The sequence below is a fragment of the Lactococcus sp. DD01 genome (assembly GCF_001578715.1).
In the GTDB taxonomy this organism is placed as follows: Bacteria; Bacillota; Bacilli; order Lactobacillales; family Streptococcaceae; genus Lactococcus; species Lactococcus petauri.
Genome location: NZ_KQ968939.1, coordinates 1059318 through 1080153, shown reverse-complemented (window position 1 = coordinate 1080153; position 20836 = coordinate 1059318). Strand labels below are relative to the sequence as shown.

Genomic DNA, 20836 nt, shown 5'->3' with positions numbered 1-20836 from the left:
ATATCGGTGCTGCTAAGATGATTAAAGATGTCAATCTTACAGCAGATACCATGCTTGCCAGCATTTCTGAAATCTTTTCTGACGAAGAGCTTTACCAAGCTATGTCTGTAGCCAGTGAAAAAGCAGGAGTACCTGATGCTAGCGATCGACTATATCAACTTGTGAAAGAAATTAAAAAATAATGAGTGAAGAAAACCTTACGCCTTGGCAAAAGAAACATCTTGAATATCAGCGCCGCAAAGCAGCTGAAAATCAAGAGAAGTCTGAAGAACCCAAAAAACGGAAGTTTTTTAAGAAAAAAGAAGATAATGAAGCAGATTCTCCTGAAGTTCAGGAAGAAATCGAGCAACAAGAATCTTTTGTAGAAGCAGAAGAGTCTGAGCAAGGATACTCAGATGATTTTGTTGAGGATTTTGAAGAACAAGAACCGGAACCTTCTTTTTTTGAAGGAAGTTTCGAAGTGTTCAAAAAGATGTGGCCCGTCTTATTCTTGGCAATCTTATTGTTTTTAACTTCGATTTACGCGGTGTCCCCGATAAGCAAAATTGGGACATTTACGGTTTCGGGTAATAAAAATGAGTCTTTTGAATCTATCGTACAGGCTTCACGTTTGAAGCCAACTGATAGGATTTATGGTGTGCTCAGAAACAAAAGAGCTATTGAAAACAGTATTGTTCAACAATTTCCACGTGTCAAATCTGTCAACTTACACGTAAGTTTTCCTAATAATATCGAGGCTAAAGTCACGGAGTTCGAAAAAGTTGCTTATGTAGAACAAAAGGGTAAAACTTACCAAGTGTTAGAAAGTGGTCATATCCTCAAGGATCAAGAAATAGCTAAGGATAAACTTTCGAGCCTTCCGGTACTAAAAAACTTTTCCGATGAAGAAGTCGAAAAGTTTATTACAGCCTATATGAAATTGAAGCCTGAAATACGTGGTTTGATTACAACGGTTACAAAAACACCGACTAAAGCAACCAAAGACTTTATCGCTTTGGATATGTCAGATGGTAATCAAGTACGTGTTTCTCTCAGTCAAATTACCGAGAAGGTTCCTTACTATCCAAGTATTGCGAAGCAACTTCAAGCGCCACAAGTGATTGATATGGAAGCAGGAATTTATGCAAAGCCAAAAGAAGATTATCTGGCTGACCTAAAAAATCCTGAAGGAAATAAGAAGAACTCAGAAAATACAACTGAAATTACCGCAACCCAATAATAAAACTGAAAGGATAACCCCTTTCAGTTTTATTATATTATCTTGCAGAAAAGAAAAACGTTTGTTTCTTTTAAAGAGACAAACGTTTTTGGCTTTACGCATTCAATACTTTAGATAAGAAGTCTTGTAAACGTGGATGCTGAGGGTTTTCAAAGAGGTCTTCTGGTTTACCATCTTCAAGGATAACACCAGCATCTGTAAACATGACACGGTTAGCAACTTTACGTGCAAAGCCCATCTCGTGTGTTACGATAAGCATTGTCATGCCATCGTCTGCGATACGACGCATCAGGTCAAGGACATCGCCAACCATCTCAGGGTCAAGTGCTGAAGTTGGCTCATCAAAGAGCATAACATCAGGGTCCATAGCCAAGGCACGGGCAATGGCTACACGTTGTTTTTGTCCACCTGAAAGCATCTCAGGCATTGTATCTTTTTTCTCTTCTAGTCCAACAGCTTCAAGCAAGCGCAGAGCTTTTTCTTTTGCTTCAGTTTTTGTAAGCTTTTTAAGCTCAACGGGCGCATACATAATATTTTCTAAAACAGTCATGTTAGGAAAGAGGTTGAAGTGTTGGAAAACCATTCCGACATGTTGGCGAACCAAGTTAATATCAGTGTTTTTATCTGTAAGGTTGTACCCATTGATAATAACATCGCCACTTGTTGCGTCTTCTAAACCATTTAGTGTACGAAGGAATGTTGATTTACCAGAACCTGAAGGACCAATAATACAAACAACATCTCCTTTGTTAAATTTTGCAGAGATTCCTTTGAGAACCTCGTTTTTACCATATGTTTTGTGAAGATCAGTAACTTCGATTTGTACAGACATATCTTTAATCTCCTTATTTCATTTTTTGTTCGATGCGACGTCCTGCCCACATTAAGAGAAGCAGCACAACCATGTAAATCAAACCAATCAAACCGTAGACACGGAAAGCTTGGAAGTTACGTGCAACGATAATTTGACCTGCTTGCAAGAGTTCAACCAAGCCGATAACAGATACCAAGGTTGTATCTTTCAGCGTAATAATAAATTGGTTAATCAAGCTAGGAATGGTAATCTTAACAGCTTGTGGCAAGATTACTTTTCGCATTGTTTTCACATAAGGAATACCAAGAGAGCGGCTGGCCTCCATTTGGCCAGTTGGAACAGCAGCAATACCGCCTCGAACGATTTCAGCAATGTAGGCTGATTCGTTAAGAGTTAAGGCAATAACACCGGCTGTAAACTCATTCAAAGGACTTTGATGACCTGTGAGGAGTTGCAACATATTTGGGATACCATAGAAAATGAAAATTGTTAATACCAAAAGAGGAATTGAACGGTTAAGATCGACATAAATACGTGAAATTGTACGGAGAGCTGGTGATGGACTTGCTGAGAAAAGGCCGAAGATTACTCCAACAATCATTGCTAAAACAAAGGAAACTAAAGCCAATTGGATAGTGATCCAGAGACCTTTACCTAACTGTTTCCAGTTGTTTTTCAAGATGCCAAGCATTGTACTTTCCGTATCTGACTCTGTTGCTGATTCAGTTTTTGAAGCTAAATATTTATCAACAATTTCTTGATATTGACCGCTAGCACGTAGTGAAGAAAGGCCGTTGTTGAACATTTCGATAAGCTCTGGGTTCGTTCCTTTTTTCACAGCAAAACCGTACTGACCAGTTGGGATACCTTCAAAAGGTGTTTTAAATTCTTGTCCTTGTTTAATGGCATATTTTACTACAGGCTCATCGTCCATAAAGGCTTGAATTGAACCATTGTTCAATGAAGAATACATTGAAGTAGCATCAGTAAATGTTTTTAAAGTATAGCCGTATTTGCTTTCGTTTTTCGTTAAATAGTCATAAGAAGCTGTCCCGTTCTTGGCACCAACTTGTTTTCCTTTTAGATCTTCCCATTTCTTGATGTCTTCATTTGACTTAGAAACAGCAAGTGTCAAATTCGAATCATAATAGGCATCACCAAAGTCAAAGACTTTTTTACGTGCATCAGTGATTGACATACCCGCCATCATAGCATCAGCATGTCCTGCTTGAACTGCATCTACCGCAGGTTGGAAACCAACATGGTTCCATTTGATTTTGAAGCCTTGTTGCTTAGCAATAGCATTAAGCAAGTCTACATCAATACCTGTGAATTTTTTATCTGTGTTTTGGAATTCAAATGGGGCGAAGCTATTATCTGAGGCAATAGTGTAAACATCTTTTTTAGGAGTTGCTTTCTTACCACCAGTATATTTTTGAACGATTTTGTCATACTCGCCATTGGCTTTCATTTGAGTCAAAGCTTTGTTGAAACCATCGATGAGTTTAGAGTTCTCACCTTTCATTACAGCAAAACCGTAACCCCCAGGAAGTGAGAAGGAAGGAAGATTGATTGCCAAGTCTTGCCCTTGATTGATGGCATAAGAGATGACAGGAGCTTCATCCATCGCACCTACGATGTTTCCTGCAGCCAGTGAGGCAAACATGTGAACACCGTCAGAGTAAGTTTTGATTGTATAGCCGTATTTATCTTGGTTTTTTTGCAACCAGTCATATGAAGCTGTTCCTTTTTTAGCACCAACAGCTTTGCCTTTAAGTTCATCATAGCTCTTAAGTGTAGAAGACTTTGTTGTAGCTAAAGTAATGGCTGAAGTATAATAAGGATCTGAAACATCAAAAACTTGTTTACGTTCGTCTGTGATCGTCATCCCAGCGATGACCGCATCAGCTTTTCCAGCCTTTAAATTTTGAAGAGCGGCATCAAATCCAGGGAAAGACATCTCAAGCTTCCAGTCATTGATTTTAGCGACTTCCTTCATGATATCGACATCGATACCTACCCAATTTTTATCTGAATCTTGGAATTCAAAAGGGGCATAAGCATTATCACTCGCGATACGTACGGTTTCCTGAGCGCTAACATTATGAGCAGTTGCAAAGGACATTCCAGTAATCGTGGCGAATATTAAAGATAATGTAAGGAATAATTTCTTCATTTCATTATTTCTCCTAAGTTTCATTAATTATATAAACAATTATATACTTGTCAGTATACCATAAAACAAGGCTGAAAAAAATAAATTGTGTAATAAAATGTGACATGGAAAACAGTCCGAATAAATAAAAATAATAATTTTGTCTAAAAAAATAGACGAATGAGAATTTGATAAAGGCAAGCTTTTAGTGTAAAATAAAAAATGCAGTAACAGCATAACAAAAGGAAAATATAAAAATATGTTTACAACACTTTCGATGTTTGGCTTCTTCAATGACTGGATTTCTGGTTTTTTGAATGCACCAGGCGCACACGTTTGGGTCTATGTTCTTTTAGGAGCTATCATCTTTATTGAAACAGGGCTGGTTATTTTTCCGTTCTTACCGGGGGATTCAATTCTCTTTTTTGTAGGATCGATGGCCGCCATGTATCCAGATAAATTATCAATGCCTCTTCTGATTTTGATTATGGGGAGTTTAGCTTTTCTGGCCAATCTTCTGAATTATGAAATTGGGCGTAAATTTGGAGATGTAATTCCAAAACATAAAACGCTATCTAAATTTTTAAAGCCAGAGTACATTGAAGAAGCAGAGCAGTTCTTTGCTAAATGGGGTTCGTGGGCTATCTTCCTCGGGCGCTTTATGCCAATCATTCGTACGGTTGTTCCTTTTACTGCAGGAACAAGCCGCATGCCGCATAAAAAATTCGTGCTTTATAATTTTTTAGGTGGTTTTGCTTGGGTTATCGTCGCTTTAGGGGCAGGTTTCCTCTTTGGACAAGTACCTTTCATCAAGAAAAACTTTGAACTCGTCATGCTAGCAATCGTTGCTGTATCCTTACTTCCAGCAGTGATTGGCGTTGCCAAACGGTATTTCGCAGGGCGCAAAGCCGCTTAAAATAAGTTATAATAGTATTAGGAAACTAATACTATTTTTTTATGTCAAAAAAGGAATACAGGTAAACGATGGAAATAAATGGATACACTCGGATGGCTGCTGTGTTAGCACATCCCATTAAGCATAGTCTTTCTCCTTTTATTCATAATCGTGCTTTTGAGCTGACCAATGAAAATGCTATCTACTTGGCTTGGGATTTGGAAGATGAAAAAATTCTCGAACAGACAATTAACAATGTCAGAACATTGGACATGTATGGTTTGAATATTTCGATGCCTTACAAGCAAAAAGCGGTGGAATTTATTGATGAATTATCCGAAGAAGCACAGTTGATTGGAGCAGTCAACACGATTGTCAATCAGAAGGGGAAATTAATAGGTTACAATACGGATGGTCAAGGTTTCTTCAGGGCGTTAAAGTTTAAACCGCGTCATAAAAAAATAACGCTAATTGGTGGTGGTGGTGCTGCGATTTCCATAATTGTTCAGGCTGCTTTGCTTGAAATGCACGAAATCACGGTTTTTGCTAGACATTCAGCCTCCTATGCACGTTTAGAACAGCGTTTGGAAAAATTGTCACATCAGACAAAAATTACCATAAAACTTTACGACCTAGCTGATCATTCACGATTGCAAAAAGAAATTATGACATCAGACCTACTCGTTAATGCAACACCAGTAGGGATGTCTGGCGAAGCAATGCCGCTCCCTACTTCAATTCTTTTGCCCCCAGGAATTCTGGTGGTAGACATGATTTACAAGGTCCGTGAAACACCAATGATGAAATGGGCAAAAAGCCAAGGGAGAACAACGATGAATGGAGTTGGTATGCTTATTCATCAAGCTGCCGCTTCTTTTGAATTATGGACAGGAAAAAAAATGCCTGTTGAGCAGATTAGACAGGAATTGGAGGAAAAAGATGAGGTTAAATGTTAATCTTCCAGAGCACCCTTATGATATCATTATTAAGAAGGGAAGCTTGTCACAAGTGGGACTATGGGTTGCACAACTCTGGCAACAACAAAAAGTTGTACTTGTCACCGATGACAATGTTGAACCTCTCTATGGAAGAGAGGCAGTTTCCCAGTTAAGAAATGAAGGATTTGAAGTTTTTACTTTTACTTTTCCAGCAGGTGAAGCAAGTAAAAACTTGTCTACTGTAGAGAAACTATGGGAATTTTGTGCCTTACATGGTTTGACACGCTCCGATGGAGTGATTGCTTTAGGTGGAGGCGTTGTTGGGGATTTAGCAGCTTTTGCCGCCAGTACATATATGAGGGGCATTCACTTTCTCCAAATACCAACAAGTTTAACGGCTCAGGTCGACAGTTCCATCGGTGGAAAAACAGGAATCAATAGTGATTATGCTAAAAATATGATTGGAACTTTTGCTCAGCCAGATGGTGTTCTGATTGATCCTGAGGTATTGAAAACCTTAGAGAAACGTGATTTTCGTGAGGGGATTGGTGAAATCGTCAAGTGTGCCTTGATTGCCGATAAACAACTCTGGGTCCGCTTAAATGAGATACAGGATGCCGATGAACTTTTGCAAGAAGCAGAGTATTTTATTCGGGCAGCCTGCGATGTGAAACGGAAACTTGTTGTGGAAGATGAGTTTGATCAGGGAACGCGACTTTATTTGAACTTTGGACACACAATTGGTCATGCTGTCGAAGCTTTTGCTGGCTATGGGCAGGTCATGCATGGTGAGGCTGTAGCTATTGGAATGATTCAAATAAGTAAAGTGGCGGAAAGTAAGGGGCTGATGCCTAAAGGACTAACTGCTCAAATTAAAGCGGTACTCCAAAAGTTTCAACTTCCTCAAACTTATGAACCATGGGATGAGTCAGCTTTGTTTGAAATCCTAACCCATGATAAAAAAGCGCGAGGCAAGATGATTAAGACCGTACTTGTTCCCGAAATTGGACAGGCCAAAATTCATGAGATAAGCCTTCAAGAAATGAAGGAATATTTGAAATGAGATACTGGGCATTTCTTCGTGGAATAAATGTGGGTGGTAGTAAACTCAAAATGACAGACTTAAAAAAGAGTTTGAAGCAGCTGGTTTTACAGATGTTTCACTGTTTTAGCTACAGGGAATAGCATTTTTAGCAGCGAAACCTTGCCTGATCTATCTTTTTACCTGTGCAAAGTTTTATAAAAATCGAACAAGAAATAAGAAAGCTTGTTAAAAATAAACCTTTTCTCAATTTGCTCAAAGCGAGTTTAATGCTCTGAAAACAAGTAGGGAAGAAGGGCTTGTCCAAGTGAATTCCTTTTATTGGAAGGTACCAAGGGGCACAATCTTAACAACAGCTTTTGGTAAAGTCTTAGGTAAAACAGTCTATAAAGACCTTTTTACAAGTCGCAATATCAATACAATGGAGAGAATAATTAAAAAATTATAATGTTTGTCTATCTTGGAATAGCACTTTTTGCGGGTTTTTTACTAGCAAACCAAAACCCGATTAATGCCGATCTTCGCAAAAATGTTAATTCGCCTTTTTGGGCATCAACAATTTCTCAAATTATTGGGGTTGTTTTCTTAGGTACAATCTCATTACTTTTGACCGGTGATTTGTTCCCCTCTACTGAATTTGTCCAGTCTCATCCTGCTTGGATATGGATTGGTGGATTACTCGGTCCAGTATATGTTACATCGAATGTCTTTCTTTTTCCACGACTAGGTGCTGTGCAGACTGTTATCTTGCCTATTTTGGGACAAATTTTAACTGGAGTTGTTATTGACAGCTTTGGTTGGTTTTACGCGGTCCAAATTCCGATGAGTCCTATTCGTATATTGGGGATTATTGTTACTATACTTGGACTTTTCATTGCCGTTGTTTTACCTAGCTTACGTGAAAAAGCAGGACAAGTTGAAGCCGAGCCCAATTTGATGCTTTGGCGCCTTTGGGCGATAATATCAGGTTCATTCACTGCGGTTCAACAGGCTATTAATGGACATTTGGGCACCTTATTGCATCGGCCGTTTCAAGCTTCATTTATGTCTTTCTTCATTGGACTGATTGCCATTGTCTGTGTGACTTTAGTGATTGAACGTCGCTTAATTACAAAAGTTGAATTAGGTAAGATAAAAAAATGGAATATATTGGGAGGTATCTGGGGAGCCTTCTTTGTTCTTGGCGCCGTTTTAGCAGTGCCAAAAATAGGGGCTGGCTTAAATATAATGATGGCATTACTTGGACAAATCATTGGTTCAATGTTGGTGCAACAGTTTGGTTGGTGGCGTTCAGATCGCTATCCGATACGTCTTATCCAAGTTGCAGGTGTTGCAGTAATGTTGGTAGGGATTATTTGTATAAAATTTTTGTGAGGAAATATGTTTAAAAAAGAATCATTTGAAGTCTTTGATATAGAAGGATTGGAAATGCGTATGCAGGGAGTGCGTGCTGAAATTCAACCGATTTTTATGGAAATAGGAGAACAGCTAAAAGAAAGAATAAAGCAGTCGTTCCCTGAACAGGAGTTTTACCTGCATATTGCACAGCATCGTCGGCGGACAAGCAATGCACCTGAAAACACGTGGTCTGCTATTGGCACACAAAAGCGTGGTTATAAAATGGAGCCGCATTTCCAATTAGGGATTTGGCAAGATTACGTGTTCATCTACCTTTCAATTATTGATCAGCCTAAAGGACAAGCAGATTACGCTCAGAAGTTGAGTTCGGATCTCTCATTACCCAAGGATTTTGTTCTATCTAAAGATCATACCAAGTCTGATTTTTATGGAAGTAGCCATCTTGAAGAATTTGTTACTCGGTTGAAAAATATAAAAAAATCAGAGTTAGAGATGGGTAGAATTTGGAAAGCTGACCGTTTTGATGGTCAACAAGATGATATGATATTACAGGAAATGCTCGAAACTATCGATGATTTACTACCAATTTACCAAAAAATAATGGAGGATTAAGATGCGCTTTTTTACAGCAGGTGAATCACATGGGCCACGTTTGACAGCAATCATTGAAGGTTTGCCAGCAGGACTTCCACTTCAAGCTTCTGACATCAATGTTGAATTGAAACGCCGTCAAGGAGGATACGGACGAGGTGGTCGCATGAAGATAGAATCTGATCAGGTCGAAATCACCAGTGGTTTGCGTCATGGTAAAACTTTGGGAAGTCCACTTACTCTTAATGTAACCAATCGTGACTTCTCACATTGGACGGAAATTATGGCTGCGGAAGAAGTTGATGATGCCGTCAAGAGACAACGTAAATTGACAAAACCTCGACCAGGACATGCTGACTTGGTAGGAGGGATGAAGTATGAATTTGAGGATTTGCGAAATACACTTGAGCGCTCCTCTGCTCGTGAAACAACGATGAGAGTAGCTGTGGGAGCAGTTGCCAAGGCTTTGCTCAAACAGCTTGATATGGAGCTGGCTTATCATGTGGTTAATTTTGGAGGCAAAGATGTTGTTGCTCAACTTCCAGAACTCACTGTCAGCGAAATCAAAGCCAAAGCTGGTACAAATGATTTGTCTATTGTGGATATTTCAAGAGCTGAGGAAATTCGTTCATATATTGATAAAATAAAGAAAGCTGGCGACACCATCGGTGGAATTGTAGAGGTACGTGCTACAAATGTTCCGGCTGGTTTAGGATCTTACGTACATTTTGATCGTAAATTAGATGCAAAAATCGCAGCAGCTGTCGTTTCTATCAATGCCTTTAAGGGTGTGGAGTTTGGTCTTGGTTTTGAGGCCGGGCGACGTCAAGGCAGTCAAGTTATGGATGAAATCCTTTGGGAAAAGCAAACAGGCTATAGCCGAAAAAGTAATAATCTTGGTGGTTTTGAAGGTGGCATGACTAATGGTGAGGACCTTATTATTCGCGGTGTCATGAAACCGATACCGACCCTATATAAGCCTCTCATGTCTGTCAATACTGAAACGCATGAACCTTATAAAGCGAGCGTTGAACGTTCTGATCCAACCGCTCTTCCAGCGGCCGGAGTAGTAATGGAAAATGTTGTTGCTACAGTCCTAGCCCAAGAAATTTGTGATAAGTTTTCAAGCGATAGTTTTAGAGAGCTACAAGAAGCTTTTCAAAACTATAAGGAACGCTTAAAAAACTTCTGATGAAATAAAAACTAGTCTCAAAAATAAGGCTAGTTTTTTTATTACAAAAGTGTAAGTTTGCAGAAAATATAATTTGTTAGAATAAAAGTGTAGGGTTAAGAAAAACAAAACCTAGTAGGAAAGAGGCAACAATATGAAAAAAGTATTATTTGGCTTACTTGCTCTAGCAGTAGTGATTGGTGGTCTAGGATATGGCTGGTACAAATCAAGCTACGGGGGTACAGAACGTTACGTAAAAATTACACAAGATGGTTCGGAAAAAATTGGAAAAAGCGATTCAGGCGAACGCATGGTGTCTTATGAGTACAAGCTACCTTCTTATGATAAAAATGGCGAAGGAAAAGATATTTCCTTTACAGCTACACACAATTTACGTAAAGATGCTTATCTTAAAGTGACAGATAATAAAGCAAAAGGTGTAACAAACTGGGAAGAAGTTCAAAAAAATGACTTGCCAAGTAAAGCAAAAGATAAATTAAATTAATCATCTAAAGGTGACAAGGGAGAAAAAATGCTATTAGAAGTTAAACATATCAAAAAAGTTTTCAAAACACGCTTTTCAAAAGAAGAAACAACGGCTCTTGCTGACATTGATTTTTCTGTCGAAGAAGGTGAATACATTGCTATTATGGGTGAATCAGGTTCAGGTAAAACAACACTCTTGAATATCTTATCAACTTTGGAAAAACCTACAGCTGGTCAAGTTTTACTTTCAGGACGTGACATTACAGCCATTAAAGACAAGGATATCTCAGCATTCCGCCGTGAACATCTCGGATTTGTCTTCCAAGATTTCAACCTCTTGGATACTTTATCAGTAAGGGATAATATTTATCTTCCCATGGTACTTTCTAAAGCTCCAGTAAAGAAAATGAAAGCACGTCTAGAAAACTTAGCACCTAAGTTGAATATCGAGACACTTTTAGAAAAGCAACCTTTTGAATTATCAGGGGGGCAAAAACAGCGTGTGGCTGTTGCGCGTGCTCTGATTTCTCAACCGGATCTTGTTTTGGCAGATGAGCCAACAGCAGCTTTGGACTATAAAAACTCAGAGAGTCTGCTTGAACTTTTCGAAAATATCAATGATGCTGGTCAAACAATCATCATGGTTACTCACTCAAGCTTAGCTGCAAGTCACGCAAAACGTGTTCTCTTCATTAAAGACGGAATGCTCTATCATCAACTTTATCGTGGCGATAAGTCATCAACAGAGTTTGCAAAAGAAATTACCTTATCAATGACTTCATTCTTGGGAGCTTCAGCTGACCCAAGCGAAACGGAGGTAGCCGATAATGCTTAGTTTTAAACTGGCAGCACAAAATCTGAAAAAAGGGTTGAAATCATTTGCGCCTTTCATCGTAGCGAGTGTAACAATGTTTGTCTTGCTTTTTGTTACTGCTGCAATTGCACAATCTCCATCCCTTGAAAAAATGAAGGGTGGCGCAGCAGTTGGGCAAATGATGTCCTTTGCGATGTGGATTTTGGCTATCTTTGGTGGGATTATTCTCATTTATAGTTATCGTTTCCTACAGTTGCAACGCTCACGAGAATTTGGGCTTTATGACATTCTCGGACTAGGGAAAAAGAAAATCGCCCTTGTTTCTTTCTTTGAACTCGTAATGAGTTATATTGCGACTGTCATTATCGGTACAATCGTTGGGATTGCTTTTTCTAAGTTCCTTTTCCTGATCTTTATCAATATGATTGGTGAAAGTAACTTTAACTTAGCGATTACACCCGCTTCTATTCTAACAGTAGCAGTAATATTCTTGCTCTTCTTTACTTTGCTTCTTATTATTGGAACATTTATCATTTGGAAATCTTCAAGTCTTGATCTGTTAAGAGAAGCATCTAAAGGTGAAAAAGAGCCTAAGTCAAACATTTTCATGGCCTTGATTGGTATTGTTTTACTGGTAGTTGGCTATGGCTTAGCACTAAATGTTGATAATCCCGTTAAAGCACTCTCAACTTTCTTCCTTGCAGTTCTGGCAGTTATTTTGGGAACTTACTTTTTCTATATCAGTTTTACCGTTTGGTATTTGAAATGGCGTAAAAAACGTAATTCTTACTATAAACCGCAAAACTTTATTACGATCAGCTCAATGCTTTACCGAATGAAAGCAAATGCGGTTGGCTTGGCCAATATTACCATTCTCTTGTCGATGACTTTAGTAACTTTAGTAGTTACAATCGGTATCTTCTTAGGCTCAACCCAAACTGTTGAACGTGCTTTTCCAAAAGAAGGACAATACACTGTTTATTCACAAGAAAAAACAGGTAATCAGCTGGCCCAAGATTTACAAGAAAAAGCAGACCAAGCGGGTGTAAAAATATCAAATGTCACAACAGCTTTAAGTGTGGACTATTTGATGGGTAACGGTCAAAAAGAAGGAGAAAATACTTTAAATATTACTCCAACAGGCGACCAAAAAACCGCCATTCAATTTTCAATGACAACTTTGCAAACGTTGAAAAATTTGGATGAAAATGTTTCTGATATTTCGGACAACCAGGTTAATATCGTTGATTACTTTGGTGCTTATCCAAAACTTACAGATTTTAACTGGTTTGGAACAAAATATAAAGTGAATGACGTCATGGCTACACAGGATTTAAACAAATATCCTATCATGATAAATATCACAACGCCAATGCTTCTTATCTTCCCAAATGATGCAGCATTACATCAAGCTCTTGAGGTTTATAATAAAGCAAATAATGATGGTGAACAAGCTTATCAAGTGAGTCCATCTGTGACAGTTAACTTTGATATTGCAGAAAAAGATCAAGAAAGATTAACAAATGCGTTAGGTAATAATGATGGAGACCATATGCTCAGCTTCCGTTCAGCTGAGATGAAAGAAGTTAGAACTGGAATCGGTACCTTTGTCTTTATCGGTTTGGTTCTTGGCATTAGTTTCATTTTAGGTGCTGCCTTGATTATCTATTACAAACAGTTGTCAGAAGGTGTGCAAGACAAACGTTCATTCAAGATTCTACAAGAAGTAGGTTTATCAAAAGAGCAAGTGTCTAAGACCATCAAGTCACAAGTAAGCATGATTTTCTTATTGCCAATCGCAATGACGATTGTACATTTCAGCTTTGCTTACATTATGATTAGTAAGCTTATTGGTATCTTTGGAATCATGGATAGCCAGTTAATTCTTTGGATTAGCTTAGGAACTATTGCTGCTTTAGCCTTTATTTATTGGTTAATCTATAAAGGAACAAGCCTTGTGTATTACAATATTGTGGAGAAAAAATAAATGGAAAAAATACCCTATTACTTACTGGTCCTTGGTGGCTCACTTACTGTTCTTACTTTCTGTGCCTGGTATGTTTGGGGCATCATTCAATTTGTTCAAAGAAAGATTAAGAACTGCAAGGATATCAAACTTTTACAGTCTTTAACGCTTAGTTTGCATATCCTTTCACTTCTCATTATTGTTGGTTTAGGCTATTATGGCTTTACAACATTTTTCTAAAAATCAGATGGAATCATCTGATTTTTTTATATGTTATAATAGGAGAAAGAAAAAATTGATAGTGAAAAAAGAACAAGTGATAACAGATCCGCAAGTTCGGGAGGAAAAAATGCCCAAAATTTTTATTGTTGAAGACGATAAAACGATTGTTAAAATGTTGACTAATGCCTTGAAAAGTGACTTTCAGGTCTATTCTGTTTTAAATTTTCGGGCAGTCAAGCAGGAAATATTGGAAGCAGATCCGGACTTAGTCTTAATGGATATTGGTTTACCCTTTTATAACGGTTTTTACTGGACAACAGAATTACGCAAAGTCTCACAAATTCCGATTATTTTTATCTCGTCGATGAGTGATGATATGAACCAAGTCACAGCCATGAATCAAGGAGCTGATGATTTTGTTACAAAACCTTTCTCCTTGGATATCTTGCAGGCCAAAATAAAGGCATTGCTTCGTCGTTCTTATAACTTTTCTGGTCCTGAGAAATTAGAATTTGCCGGCTTTATTTTATCAGACAATATGGTAAAATCAGGGGAAAGTCAGATTGATCTCACACCTTCCGAAAACAAGATCTTGAGTGTTCTTTTTAGAGCCAACGGAGCTGTTGTAAGCAAAGAAGCTATTCTTCAAGAACTGTGGCAAACAGATGAATTTATCGACAGTAATACTTTAAATGTAAAAATGACACGTTTACGTAAAAAACTAGCTGAAATTGGATTTGCACATTTGGTAACGAAACGAGGTGTAGGCTATGCCTTGGAGTAAAATAAAGCGGTTTTTGCAGACAAAAATTGCACAAATCGGCGTGTTTCTGGTGATGCTCTTTATCTTTGTGAGCAATTTTTTACTCTGGCATCTTCCGATTGAATCCCTTATCAATGCAACTATTCTTGCTTTGATTGTATTTGTGATTTACTTGGTTTCCTCATATTTTCGATGGGCGAATAGAGAAGCACTCTTATGTGACTTGAAACATGAGCTTTTGGATTTGGAAGAAAACCTGCGTGCAAAAGAAAAACACATTAAAGAAACAGAAGATATTATCAAAGTCTGGTCCCATCAAATGAAAATCCCTTTGGCCGCAATCGATTTAATGGCACAAACAGAAATTAATCCAATCGAATTAAAAAATCAAACTTTCGCTTTGGATAATTACTTAAAAATGTTATTGGAATACCAACGTATAGCCAATATTTCAACAGATTTTCATTTTGAGAAATTTTCTGTCGCTGCCCTTTTGCGAGAACTGCTCAAAAAATACAGTAGTTTTTTCATCCAAAAAAATTTATCCGTCACTATTTCAGGTGATTGGGAAATTACTACAGATCGCAAATGGTTCAGCTTGGCAATAGAGCAGTTGCTCAATAATGCTATAAAATATACAAATGAAGGCAGTTTAACAATTAGTATCGAAGAAAATAAAATTATTTTAAGTGATACAGGAATAGGGATTTTACCCGAAGATTTGCCACGCATATTTGAGCATGGTTTCACAGGCTATAACGGTCGCAGCTATTATAAAGCATCGGGTTTAGGCTTGTACTTAACAAAACTCATTTTGGATCGACTTGACTTTTGTATTAAGATAAGCTCAGAGCTAGGCGAAGGAACAACCGTTGAGGTGAAAAAAAATGAACAATAAACAAGTAATACTTGCACAACATCAAAATTTTGAAACAGAACGTTTAATTTTTAGAAAAGTAGAACTTGCGGATAAAGAAGACCTTTTTGAATATGCAAGTGATCCAGAAGTTGTACGTTATGTTTCATTTCCCGCACATAAAGATTTAGCTATGACTGAAGAAAGTATTGTGGAGTATTTTATACCACAGCGCTTATTTTGCTGGGCAATTGTGGATAAGCAGAGCGAAAAAATGATTGGAACCATTGATCTAAGGCTCGACGGAGATCAAGCTGTATTTGGTTGGGTGCTTAATCGTAACTTTTGGGGGAGAGGACTAATGCCAGAGGCTGCCGCTTCCCTTAGAGATTTAGCTTTTAACCAACTTGATGTAAAAATTATTGTAGCAGAACATGATGCAGAAAATCCAAAGTCAGGACGTGTAATGGAAAAGATTGGCATGCGAAAAACGGGTCAAGTCTATACATATATGGCAAAAGAGGGACGTTCTGTCCTGTGTGACTATTGGATCTTGACGAAAGAAGAATATTTAAAAACGAAAAACTAAAAAACCACTTGCGCGTAGTGGTTTTTTTGATATAAGGTCAAGAAAAACAATACAATATTACAGCTCTTGACTTGTGCTATAATAGAAGATAAATTGTAGAGAAGAAAGTTTGAAACGCAATGAAACTCGAAATAAAGGCAAAATCACTCACAGGTAAACTTACTGTTCCTGGGGATAAATCAATTTCTCACCGCTCCATAATGTTTGGGGCGATTTCACATGGTCAAACGAGGGTTAAGCATATTTTGCGAGCTGAGGATGTCACAGCTACAATGCAAGCTTTCCAAGACTTGGGTGTTAAAATTGAAGATAAAGAGGAGATAATCTATATTCAAGGACAGGGCTTTGAGGGCTTACAGCCAGCGAATAAGCCCTTGGATATGGGAAATTCAGGAACATCGATGCGATTAATGTCGGGGATTCTCGCTGGTTTAGACTTTGATACAAAATTGATTGGTGATGCTTCGCTCTCGCGTCGCCCAATGGATCGTATTGCTCACCCATTAAAATTAATGGGAGCAAAAATCTCTGGTCAAGGAGAAACTTGCCTGCCACCTTTAGAAATTCAAGGAAGACAACTGCAGTCTATTAACTATCAACTGCCTGTAGCCTCTGCACAAGTAAAATCAGCTTTGATTTTTGCCGCACTACAAACAAAGAGTAATCAAATATCAGAAATTGTGGAAAAAGCGGTGACACGAAATCATACCGAAGAAATGCTTCAACAGTTTGGTGGAAAACTTACAGTATCGGGAAAGCATATCCGAATAAGAGGTGGACAAAAGTTAGAAGGCCAAGAAATTACAGTGCCTGGAGACATTTCCTCAGCAGCTTTTTGGATTGTTGCTGCTTTAATCATTCCAGGAAGCAGTATTGAACTGCAAAATGTTGGTATCAATGCCACACGAACAGGAATAATTGATGTTGTTACTGCTATGGGAGGAAAAGTTGAAATCACCAACCAAACTGCGATAGCCGCTACACTCAAAATTCGTTATAGCACATTGACTGCAACCCAGATATCGGGCGATTTGATACCAAGGTTGATTGATGAGCTGCCGATTATTGCTCTTTTAGCTACACAAGCTGAGGGTGAAACGATTATTGCAGATGCGGAAGAGCTTCGTGTCAAAGAAACGGATCGTATCTCAGTTGTATCGGACATCTTAAAAGCGATGGGAGCTGATGTTACACCTACAGCGGATGGGATGAAGATTAGAGGGAAGACAAACCTTCATGCGCCTCATAAAGACATCAATACTCACGGTGATCATCGTATCGGTATGATGACAGCAATTGCGGCACTTCTTGTACAAGAAGGAGAAGTTGTTTTAGAAGGAAGTCAAGCCATTAAAACAAGTTATCCAACTTTCTTTGACGATCTGAAAGGTTTACTTGGGCCAAGCAAGGAGGAACGAGAATGGCAGTAGTGTTGATTGGGTTTATGGGCGCGGGGAAATCAACGATTGCAAGGGCTCTAAATAAGGAAAACTTTATTGACCTTGATCAAGCCATTGAACAAGAGATTGGAATGCCCATTATACAATTTTTTCAGGAATATGGCGAAGCTAAATTTCGACAAATTGAAAGAGAAACACTTGAGGCAGCGGTGCTCTCAGGATTTAATGTTGCCACAGGTGGCGGCATTGTTCAACTTGTAGAAAATCGGGACTGTCTGAAAAAGCTGAAAAATGTCGTTTATCTCAAGGCAGATTTTGAAACGCTCTATGAACGTATTCTTACTGATCAAAAAAATAAAAGACCATTGGCTACACAACCCGTACAAGACGTAGAACAATTGTTTATGCAGCGTGAAAAATTCTACGAAGAAGTAGCGGATATTATTATTGAAACCAAGGACAAAAAACCAGAAGAAATAATTAAAGAAATTCAGGAATTAAAATGAAAATCTATTTTGTAAGACATGGTAAAACGCAATGGAACCTCGAAAAAAGGCTCCAAGGTCAAAAAGGGGACTCGCCTCTTTTGCCGGAATCCTATGAGGCGATAGCCCGAGTAAATGAAAGACTGGGACAAATTGTCCAATTTGATAAAGTGATTTCTAGTCCGCAGTCGCGTGCTGTGACAACCGCAAAATTGTTAACTGCTTTGCCAGTAAATACAGATATTCGCCTTTCCGAATGGAATTTTGGTCAGCTGGAAGGCCAGTTGATCGCAAATGCACTCTTGAAGTATCCAGATGAAATGTTTGCTTCTCGGAATGAATTGCAAAATTTTGATGGGCGCCATTTTGGAGCGGAAACAGTAGCTAATGTTTTAGCACGTTTTGATAGTTTAGCAAATGACCTCAAAAAGCAAGAGGCTGAAAATATATTATTGGTCGGTCATGGTGCTTCAGGGACAGCGGGAATGCGACATTTAGCGGGCTTTCCGCTACAAGAGTTGCGTACAGCTGGTGGTTTAGCCAATAATAGTGTAACTGTTTTAGAAACGAAAGGTCAACGTTTTGAGCTGTTGCACTGGAATAAAGTGTTATGACAGAAAAAATATATTTTACCGGAACAATTGAAGCGATTTTCTTTAGTAATCCTAGTAATTTTTATAAAGTACTTTTAGTAGAAGTGGATGATACCAATAGCGATTATGAAGATTATGAAATTGTTGTAACCGGAACAATTGGGGAGTTGATCGAAGGGGACAGTTATACCTTCTATGGTAAACTTACGACACATCCAAAATATGGGGAGCAGCTTCAAGTTGAAACTTATGAAAAAGCTGTACCGACCAGTGCTGCAGGACTAATTAAATACTTTTCTTCTGATAAATTTCCTGGGATTGGTAAAAAGACGGCAGAAAGAATCGTGGCTCTTTTTCCTGATGATACAGTTGACAGTATCTTAAGTAAGCCGGAAGAATTAGACGATATCCTTCCTTTAGCAAAGAAAAATTCCTTTATTAAAAGACTTCGTGACAATCATGGTGTGGAAAAGATTTTATCAAAGCTTGCAGAATATGGTATTCCCAGTAAGCTCCAGTTTCAAATTCATGAGCTTTACAAAGATCAAACCTTGGATATTATCGCCAAGAATCCTTACCAGTTGGTTGAAGATATCAAAGGAATTGGCTTTAAAACAGCGGACCAAATTGCTCAAGAATTGGGAATTGCAGCAGATAGTAGTGACCGCTTTAGAGCGGGATTGATGCATGTGGTTAAAAAACACCCTTTAATTACGGGCGATACTTATATTGAAGCGCGTGATCTTTTGCAACAAACAATCCAAGTTTTGGAAGAAGCACGCCAGATAGAAGTTAGCCCAGAGACTGTGGCTGAAGAAATCAACCATCTGCTTGAAGACGGTAAAATGCAACAAGAAGAAACTAAAATATTTGAAAATTCCCTTTATTTTGCTGAGCAAGGCATTAGTGAGTACCTCAAAAAACTTATTGGACGTAGTACTCAGACCTTCTCAGATGAAAAAATTTTGAAAAATATTGAGCAAGTGGAAACTAAGCTAGGTATTCGCTACGATAAACTGCAGAAAGAAGCTATTTTTCAAGCTTTAAATAGTCAGTTCTTCATTTTAACCGGTGGACCAGGAACAGGTAAAACAACGATTATCAACGGTTTTATCGAAACTTATGCACAGCTTCATGACATTGATTTAGATCCTGGGCATTATCATGATGATGTTTTCCCTATTCTTCTGGCAGCACCAACAGGAAGAGCAAGTCGCCGGATGAATGAACTTACTGGCTTACCGGCAGCAACGCTTCATCGCCATTTAGGTTTAAATACGGATGAAGCAATGGATATGGAAAGTAATGATCTTGCGGGTTCACTTTTGATTGTTGATGAATTTTCAATGGTAGATACCTGGTTAGCAAATAAACTTTTACAAGCCATTCCTCCTTCCATGAAAGTACTCTTTGTAGGCGATGCAGATCAGCTGCCGTCAGTTGGTCCTGGGCAAGTCTTTGCAGACTTGCTGAAGCTTCCAGAGATTCCTTCAGTTCGCTTGGATAAAATCTTCCGTCAAGGAGCCGAATCGACGATTATTGACCTTGCTCATGAGATTAAGGAAGGCCGTTTGCCACAAGATTTTACTAGCCGTCATCACGATCGTTCTTATTTTGAAGCTGGAACAGGACAAGTTGCTCATCTTGTGAAACAAGTGGCGACTGCGTGGAAAAAAAGAGGAAATAATCCTTTTGAATTGCAGATTTTAGCACCGATGTATAAAGGTGTAGCTGGTATAAACACCTTAAATGGTTTGTTGCAAGAATTGTTTAACCCTCTTGATGAGCGACAAGAGTTTAATTATCAGGATATTCATTTTCGAGAGGATGATAAAGTTCTCCATTTAGTCAATGATGCAGAAAACAATGTTTTTAATGGCGATTTAGGGAGGATTGTTGAGCTTATTCCAGCAAAACATACAGAAAGCAAGCAAGACGAAATTGTGATGGATTTTGATGGTCAGGAAGTGAGCTATCCTCGCGCAGAGTGGTATAAAATTACCTTAGCTTACGCAATGTCTATTCATAAGTCGCAAGGGAGTGAGTTTTCAACAGTTGTTGTTCCAATGGTTTCGTCCTATTCAAGGATGCTGGAACGTAATCTCTTGTATACAGCAATTACGCGAGCCAAACAAAGTCTAATTCTTATTGGAGAACAAAAAGCCTTTGCCCAAGCTGTTCAAAAAGAAAGTGCCAATCGAAAAACTTTCTTAAAGGAGCGATTTACTGGCAAAGCAGAGCCTGTAGAAGAAATAAAGCAAACTTTGGATGATGACAAGAGTGAAACAACTGTGAAAGTTAGTCAACCTCAAACAGAGGAAATTTCGCTTTTTCCTGAAGAAAATTTTACTTCTGCATCATATCCGATTGAGCCTTTTTTAACAGCAGATTTGGTTAATTCGGGTGATTTTGATCCATTGATTGGGCTTACGGAAGCTGATTTTGCAATTTTTAAATAAAAAAAGACGGTTTAAAACG

At 38.4% G+C, this 20836-nt stretch carries 21 protein-coding genes and 1 pseudogene; 20 read left to right on the top strand and 2 right to left on the bottom strand.

The features are described from left to right. Positions 1-182 (top strand): annotated as a pseudogene (locus LACDD01_RS05260) (undecaprenyldiphospho-muramoylpentapeptide beta-N-acetylglucosaminyltransferase); the annotation flags it as partial. Next, the gene (locus tag LACDD01_RS05255) at positions 182-1219 is read left to right on the top strand and encodes a cell division protein FtsQ/DivIB (protein WP_061413563.1); all 1038 of its coding nucleotides are present in this window, start codon (positions 182-184) and stop codon (positions 1217-1219) included. The pseudogene LACDD01_RS05260 and the gene LACDD01_RS05255, both read left to right, overlap by 1 nt. Before the next feature lie 94 nt (positions 1220-1313). On the opposite strand, the gene LACDD01_RS05250 is transcribed toward LACDD01_RS05255, so the two are convergent. Then, the gene (locus LACDD01_RS05250) at positions 1314-2051 is read right to left on the bottom strand and encodes an amino acid ABC transporter ATP-binding protein (RefSeq protein ID WP_014024357.1); all 738 of its coding nucleotides are present in this window, start codon (positions 2049-2051) and stop codon (positions 1314-1316) included. 13 nt (positions 2052-2064) lie between these two features. Continuing rightward, positions 2065-4209 carry an amino acid ABC transporter substrate-binding protein/permease gene (locus tag LACDD01_RS05245; protein WP_061413561.1) on the bottom strand — a complete coding sequence of 715 codons (2145 nt, stop codon included), beginning with the start codon at positions 4207-4209 and terminating at the stop codon, positions 2065-2067. 238 nt (positions 4210-4447) lie between these two features. On the opposite strand from LACDD01_RS05245, the gene LACDD01_RS05240 reads away from it, so the two are divergent. The 18 genes from LACDD01_RS05240 to LACDD01_RS05160 all read left to right on the top strand — a co-directional run bounded on the left by LACDD01_RS05240 (position 4448) and on the right by LACDD01_RS05160 (position 20817). After that, positions 4448-5104: a VTT domain-containing protein gene (locus LACDD01_RS05240; protein WP_014024359.1), complete on the top strand. Its 657-nt coding sequence runs from the start codon at positions 4448-4450 to the stop codon at positions 5102-5104. A gap of 68 nt (positions 5105-5172) precedes the next feature. After that, entirely contained in the window at positions 5173-6039 is an 867-nt protein-coding gene (locus LACDD01_RS05235) for a shikimate dehydrogenase (RefSeq protein ID WP_061413560.1), read from the top strand. After that, the gene (gene aroB, locus LACDD01_RS05230) at positions 6023-7084 is read left to right on the top strand and encodes a 3-dehydroquinate synthase (protein WP_061413558.1); all 1062 of its coding nucleotides are present in this window, start codon (positions 6023-6025) and stop codon (positions 7082-7084) included. The genes LACDD01_RS05235 and aroB overlap by 17 nt, the downstream gene beginning before the upstream one ends. Continuing rightward, the gene (locus tag LACDD01_RS12320; protein ID WP_231863386.1) at positions 7081-7206 is read left to right on the top strand and encodes a DUF1697 domain-containing protein; all 126 of its coding nucleotides are present in this window, start codon (positions 7081-7083) and stop codon (positions 7204-7206) included. The genes aroB and LACDD01_RS12320 overlap by 4 nt, the downstream gene beginning before the upstream one ends. Before the next feature lie 304 nt (positions 7207-7510). Next, positions 7511-8437, top strand: a complete 927-nt coding sequence (locus LACDD01_RS05225) for a DMT family transporter (protein ID WP_019292066.1) — start codon at positions 7511-7513, stop codon at positions 8435-8437. Positions 8438-8443: 6 nt separating this feature from the next. Beyond that, positions 8444-9034: a DUF1054 domain-containing protein gene (locus tag LACDD01_RS05220; protein ID WP_061413556.1), complete on the top strand. Its 591-nt coding sequence runs from the start codon at positions 8444-8446 to the stop codon at positions 9032-9034. A gap of 1 nt (position 9035) precedes the next feature. Next, positions 9036-10205, top strand: coding sequence for a chorismate synthase (aroC, locus tag LACDD01_RS05215; RefSeq protein WP_061413555.1), 1170 nt, complete (start codon positions 9036-9038; stop codon positions 10203-10205). A gap of 133 nt (positions 10206-10338) precedes the next feature. Beyond that, on the top strand, positions 10339-10689 hold the full coding sequence (locus LACDD01_RS05210; RefSeq protein WP_019293103.1) for a YxeA family protein: 351 nt from the start codon (positions 10339-10341) through the stop codon (positions 10687-10689). Between the two features lie 27 nt (positions 10690-10716). After that, on the top strand, positions 10717-11505 hold the full coding sequence (locus LACDD01_RS05205; RefSeq protein ID WP_019293102.1) for an ABC transporter ATP-binding protein: 789 nt from the start codon (positions 10717-10719) through the stop codon (positions 11503-11505). Next, on the top strand, positions 11498-13471 hold the full coding sequence (locus LACDD01_RS05200) for an FtsX-like permease family protein (protein ID WP_061413552.1): 1974 nt from the start codon (positions 11498-11500) through the stop codon (positions 13469-13471). Before LACDD01_RS05205 ends, LACDD01_RS05200 begins: the two co-directional genes overlap by 8 nt. Next, positions 13472-13690, top strand: coding sequence for a hypothetical protein (locus LACDD01_RS05195; RefSeq protein WP_019292060.1), 219 nt, complete (start codon positions 13472-13474; stop codon positions 13688-13690). It abuts the gene before it with no gap. A 109-nt stretch (positions 13691-13799) separates the two neighbouring features. Beyond that, complete coding sequence (locus LACDD01_RS05190; RefSeq protein ID WP_029343491.1) at positions 13800-14456, top strand: response regulator transcription factor; 657 nt, start codon at positions 13800-13802, stop codon at positions 14454-14456. Then, positions 14443-15333 carry a sensor histidine kinase gene (locus LACDD01_RS05185; RefSeq protein WP_040086577.1) on the top strand — a complete coding sequence of 297 codons (891 nt, stop codon included), beginning with the start codon at positions 14443-14445 and terminating at the stop codon, positions 15331-15333. The genes LACDD01_RS05190 and LACDD01_RS05185 overlap by 14 nt, the downstream gene beginning before the upstream one ends. Continuing rightward, positions 15323-15880: a GNAT family N-acetyltransferase gene (locus LACDD01_RS05180; RefSeq protein WP_061413550.1), complete on the top strand. Its 558-nt coding sequence runs from the start codon at positions 15323-15325 to the stop codon at positions 15878-15880. Before LACDD01_RS05185 ends, LACDD01_RS05180 begins: the two co-directional genes overlap by 11 nt. Positions 15881-15999: 119 nt before the next feature. Then, positions 16000-17310: a 3-phosphoshikimate 1-carboxyvinyltransferase gene (aroA, locus tag LACDD01_RS05175; protein WP_061413549.1), complete on the top strand. Its 1311-nt coding sequence runs from the start codon at positions 16000-16002 to the stop codon at positions 17308-17310. Then, on the top strand, positions 17301-17786 hold the full coding sequence (locus LACDD01_RS05170; protein ID WP_019293096.1) for a shikimate kinase: 486 nt from the start codon (positions 17301-17303) through the stop codon (positions 17784-17786). Before aroA ends, LACDD01_RS05170 begins: the two co-directional genes overlap by 10 nt. Continuing rightward, complete coding sequence (locus LACDD01_RS05165) at positions 17783-18379, top strand: histidine phosphatase family protein (RefSeq protein ID WP_061413547.1); 597 nt, start codon at positions 17783-17785, stop codon at positions 18377-18379. The genes LACDD01_RS05170 and LACDD01_RS05165 overlap by 4 nt, the downstream gene beginning before the upstream one ends. Beyond that, positions 18376-20817, top strand: a complete 2442-nt coding sequence (locus LACDD01_RS05160) for an SF1B family DNA helicase RecD2 (RefSeq protein ID WP_061413545.1) — start codon at positions 18376-18378, stop codon at positions 20815-20817. The genes LACDD01_RS05165 and LACDD01_RS05160 overlap by 4 nt, the downstream gene beginning before the upstream one ends. Positions 20818-20836 lie beyond the last annotated feature (19 nt).

What these genes read in the sequence shown, in the direction of transcription:
- LACDD01_RS05255 (WP_061413563.1), top strand. Translation starts at nt 182, where the DNA reads ATGAGTGAAGAAAACCTTACGCCTTGGCAAAAGAAACATCTTGAATAT.
- LACDD01_RS05250 (WP_014024357.1), bottom strand. Translation starts at nt 2,051, where the DNA reads ATGTCTGTACAAATCGAAGTTACTGATCTTCACAAAACATATGGTAAA.
- LACDD01_RS05245 (WP_061413561.1), bottom strand. Translation starts at nt 4,209, where the DNA reads ATGAAGAAATTATTCCTTACATTATCTTTAATATTCGCCACGATTACT.
- LACDD01_RS05240 (WP_014024359.1), top strand. Translation starts at nt 4,448, where the DNA reads ATGTTTACAACACTTTCGATGTTTGGCTTCTTCAATGACTGGATTTCT.
- LACDD01_RS05235 (WP_061413560.1), top strand. Translation starts at nt 5,173, where the DNA reads ATGGAAATAAATGGATACACTCGGATGGCTGCTGTGTTAGCACATCCC.
- aroB (WP_061413558.1), top strand. Translation starts at nt 6,023, where the DNA reads ATGAGGTTAAATGTTAATCTTCCAGAGCACCCTTATGATATCATTATT.
- LACDD01_RS12320 (WP_231863386.1), top strand. Translation starts at nt 7,081, where the DNA reads ATGAGATACTGGGCATTTCTTCGTGGAATAAATGTGGGTGGTAGTAAA.
- LACDD01_RS05225 (WP_019292066.1), top strand. Translation starts at nt 7,511, where the DNA reads ATGTTTGTCTATCTTGGAATAGCACTTTTTGCGGGTTTTTTACTAGCA.
- LACDD01_RS05220 (WP_061413556.1), top strand. Translation starts at nt 8,444, where the DNA reads ATGTTTAAAAAAGAATCATTTGAAGTCTTTGATATAGAAGGATTGGAA.
- aroC (WP_061413555.1), top strand. Translation starts at nt 9,036, where the DNA reads ATGCGCTTTTTTACAGCAGGTGAATCACATGGGCCACGTTTGACAGCA.
- LACDD01_RS05210 (WP_019293103.1), top strand. Translation starts at nt 10,339, where the DNA reads ATGAAAAAAGTATTATTTGGCTTACTTGCTCTAGCAGTAGTGATTGGT.
- LACDD01_RS05205 (WP_019293102.1), top strand. Translation starts at nt 10,717, where the DNA reads ATGCTATTAGAAGTTAAACATATCAAAAAAGTTTTCAAAACACGCTTT.
- LACDD01_RS05200 (WP_061413552.1), top strand. Translation starts at nt 11,498, where the DNA reads ATGCTTAGTTTTAAACTGGCAGCACAAAATCTGAAAAAAGGGTTGAAA.
- LACDD01_RS05195 (WP_019292060.1), top strand. Translation starts at nt 13,472, where the DNA reads ATGGAAAAAATACCCTATTACTTACTGGTCCTTGGTGGCTCACTTACT.
- LACDD01_RS05190 (WP_029343491.1), top strand. Translation starts at nt 13,800, where the DNA reads ATGCCCAAAATTTTTATTGTTGAAGACGATAAAACGATTGTTAAAATG.
- LACDD01_RS05185 (WP_040086577.1), top strand. Translation starts at nt 14,443, where the DNA reads ATGCCTTGGAGTAAAATAAAGCGGTTTTTGCAGACAAAAATTGCACAA.
- LACDD01_RS05180 (WP_061413550.1), top strand. Translation starts at nt 15,323, where the DNA reads ATGAACAATAAACAAGTAATACTTGCACAACATCAAAATTTTGAAACA.
- aroA (WP_061413549.1), top strand. Translation starts at nt 16,000, where the DNA reads ATGAAACTCGAAATAAAGGCAAAATCACTCACAGGTAAACTTACTGTT.
- LACDD01_RS05170 (WP_019293096.1), top strand. Translation starts at nt 17,301, where the DNA reads ATGGCAGTAGTGTTGATTGGGTTTATGGGCGCGGGGAAATCAACGATT.
- LACDD01_RS05165 (WP_061413547.1), top strand. Translation starts at nt 17,783, where the DNA reads ATGAAAATCTATTTTGTAAGACATGGTAAAACGCAATGGAACCTCGAA.
- LACDD01_RS05160 (WP_061413545.1), top strand. Translation starts at nt 18,376, where the DNA reads ATGACAGAAAAAATATATTTTACCGGAACAATTGAAGCGATTTTCTTT.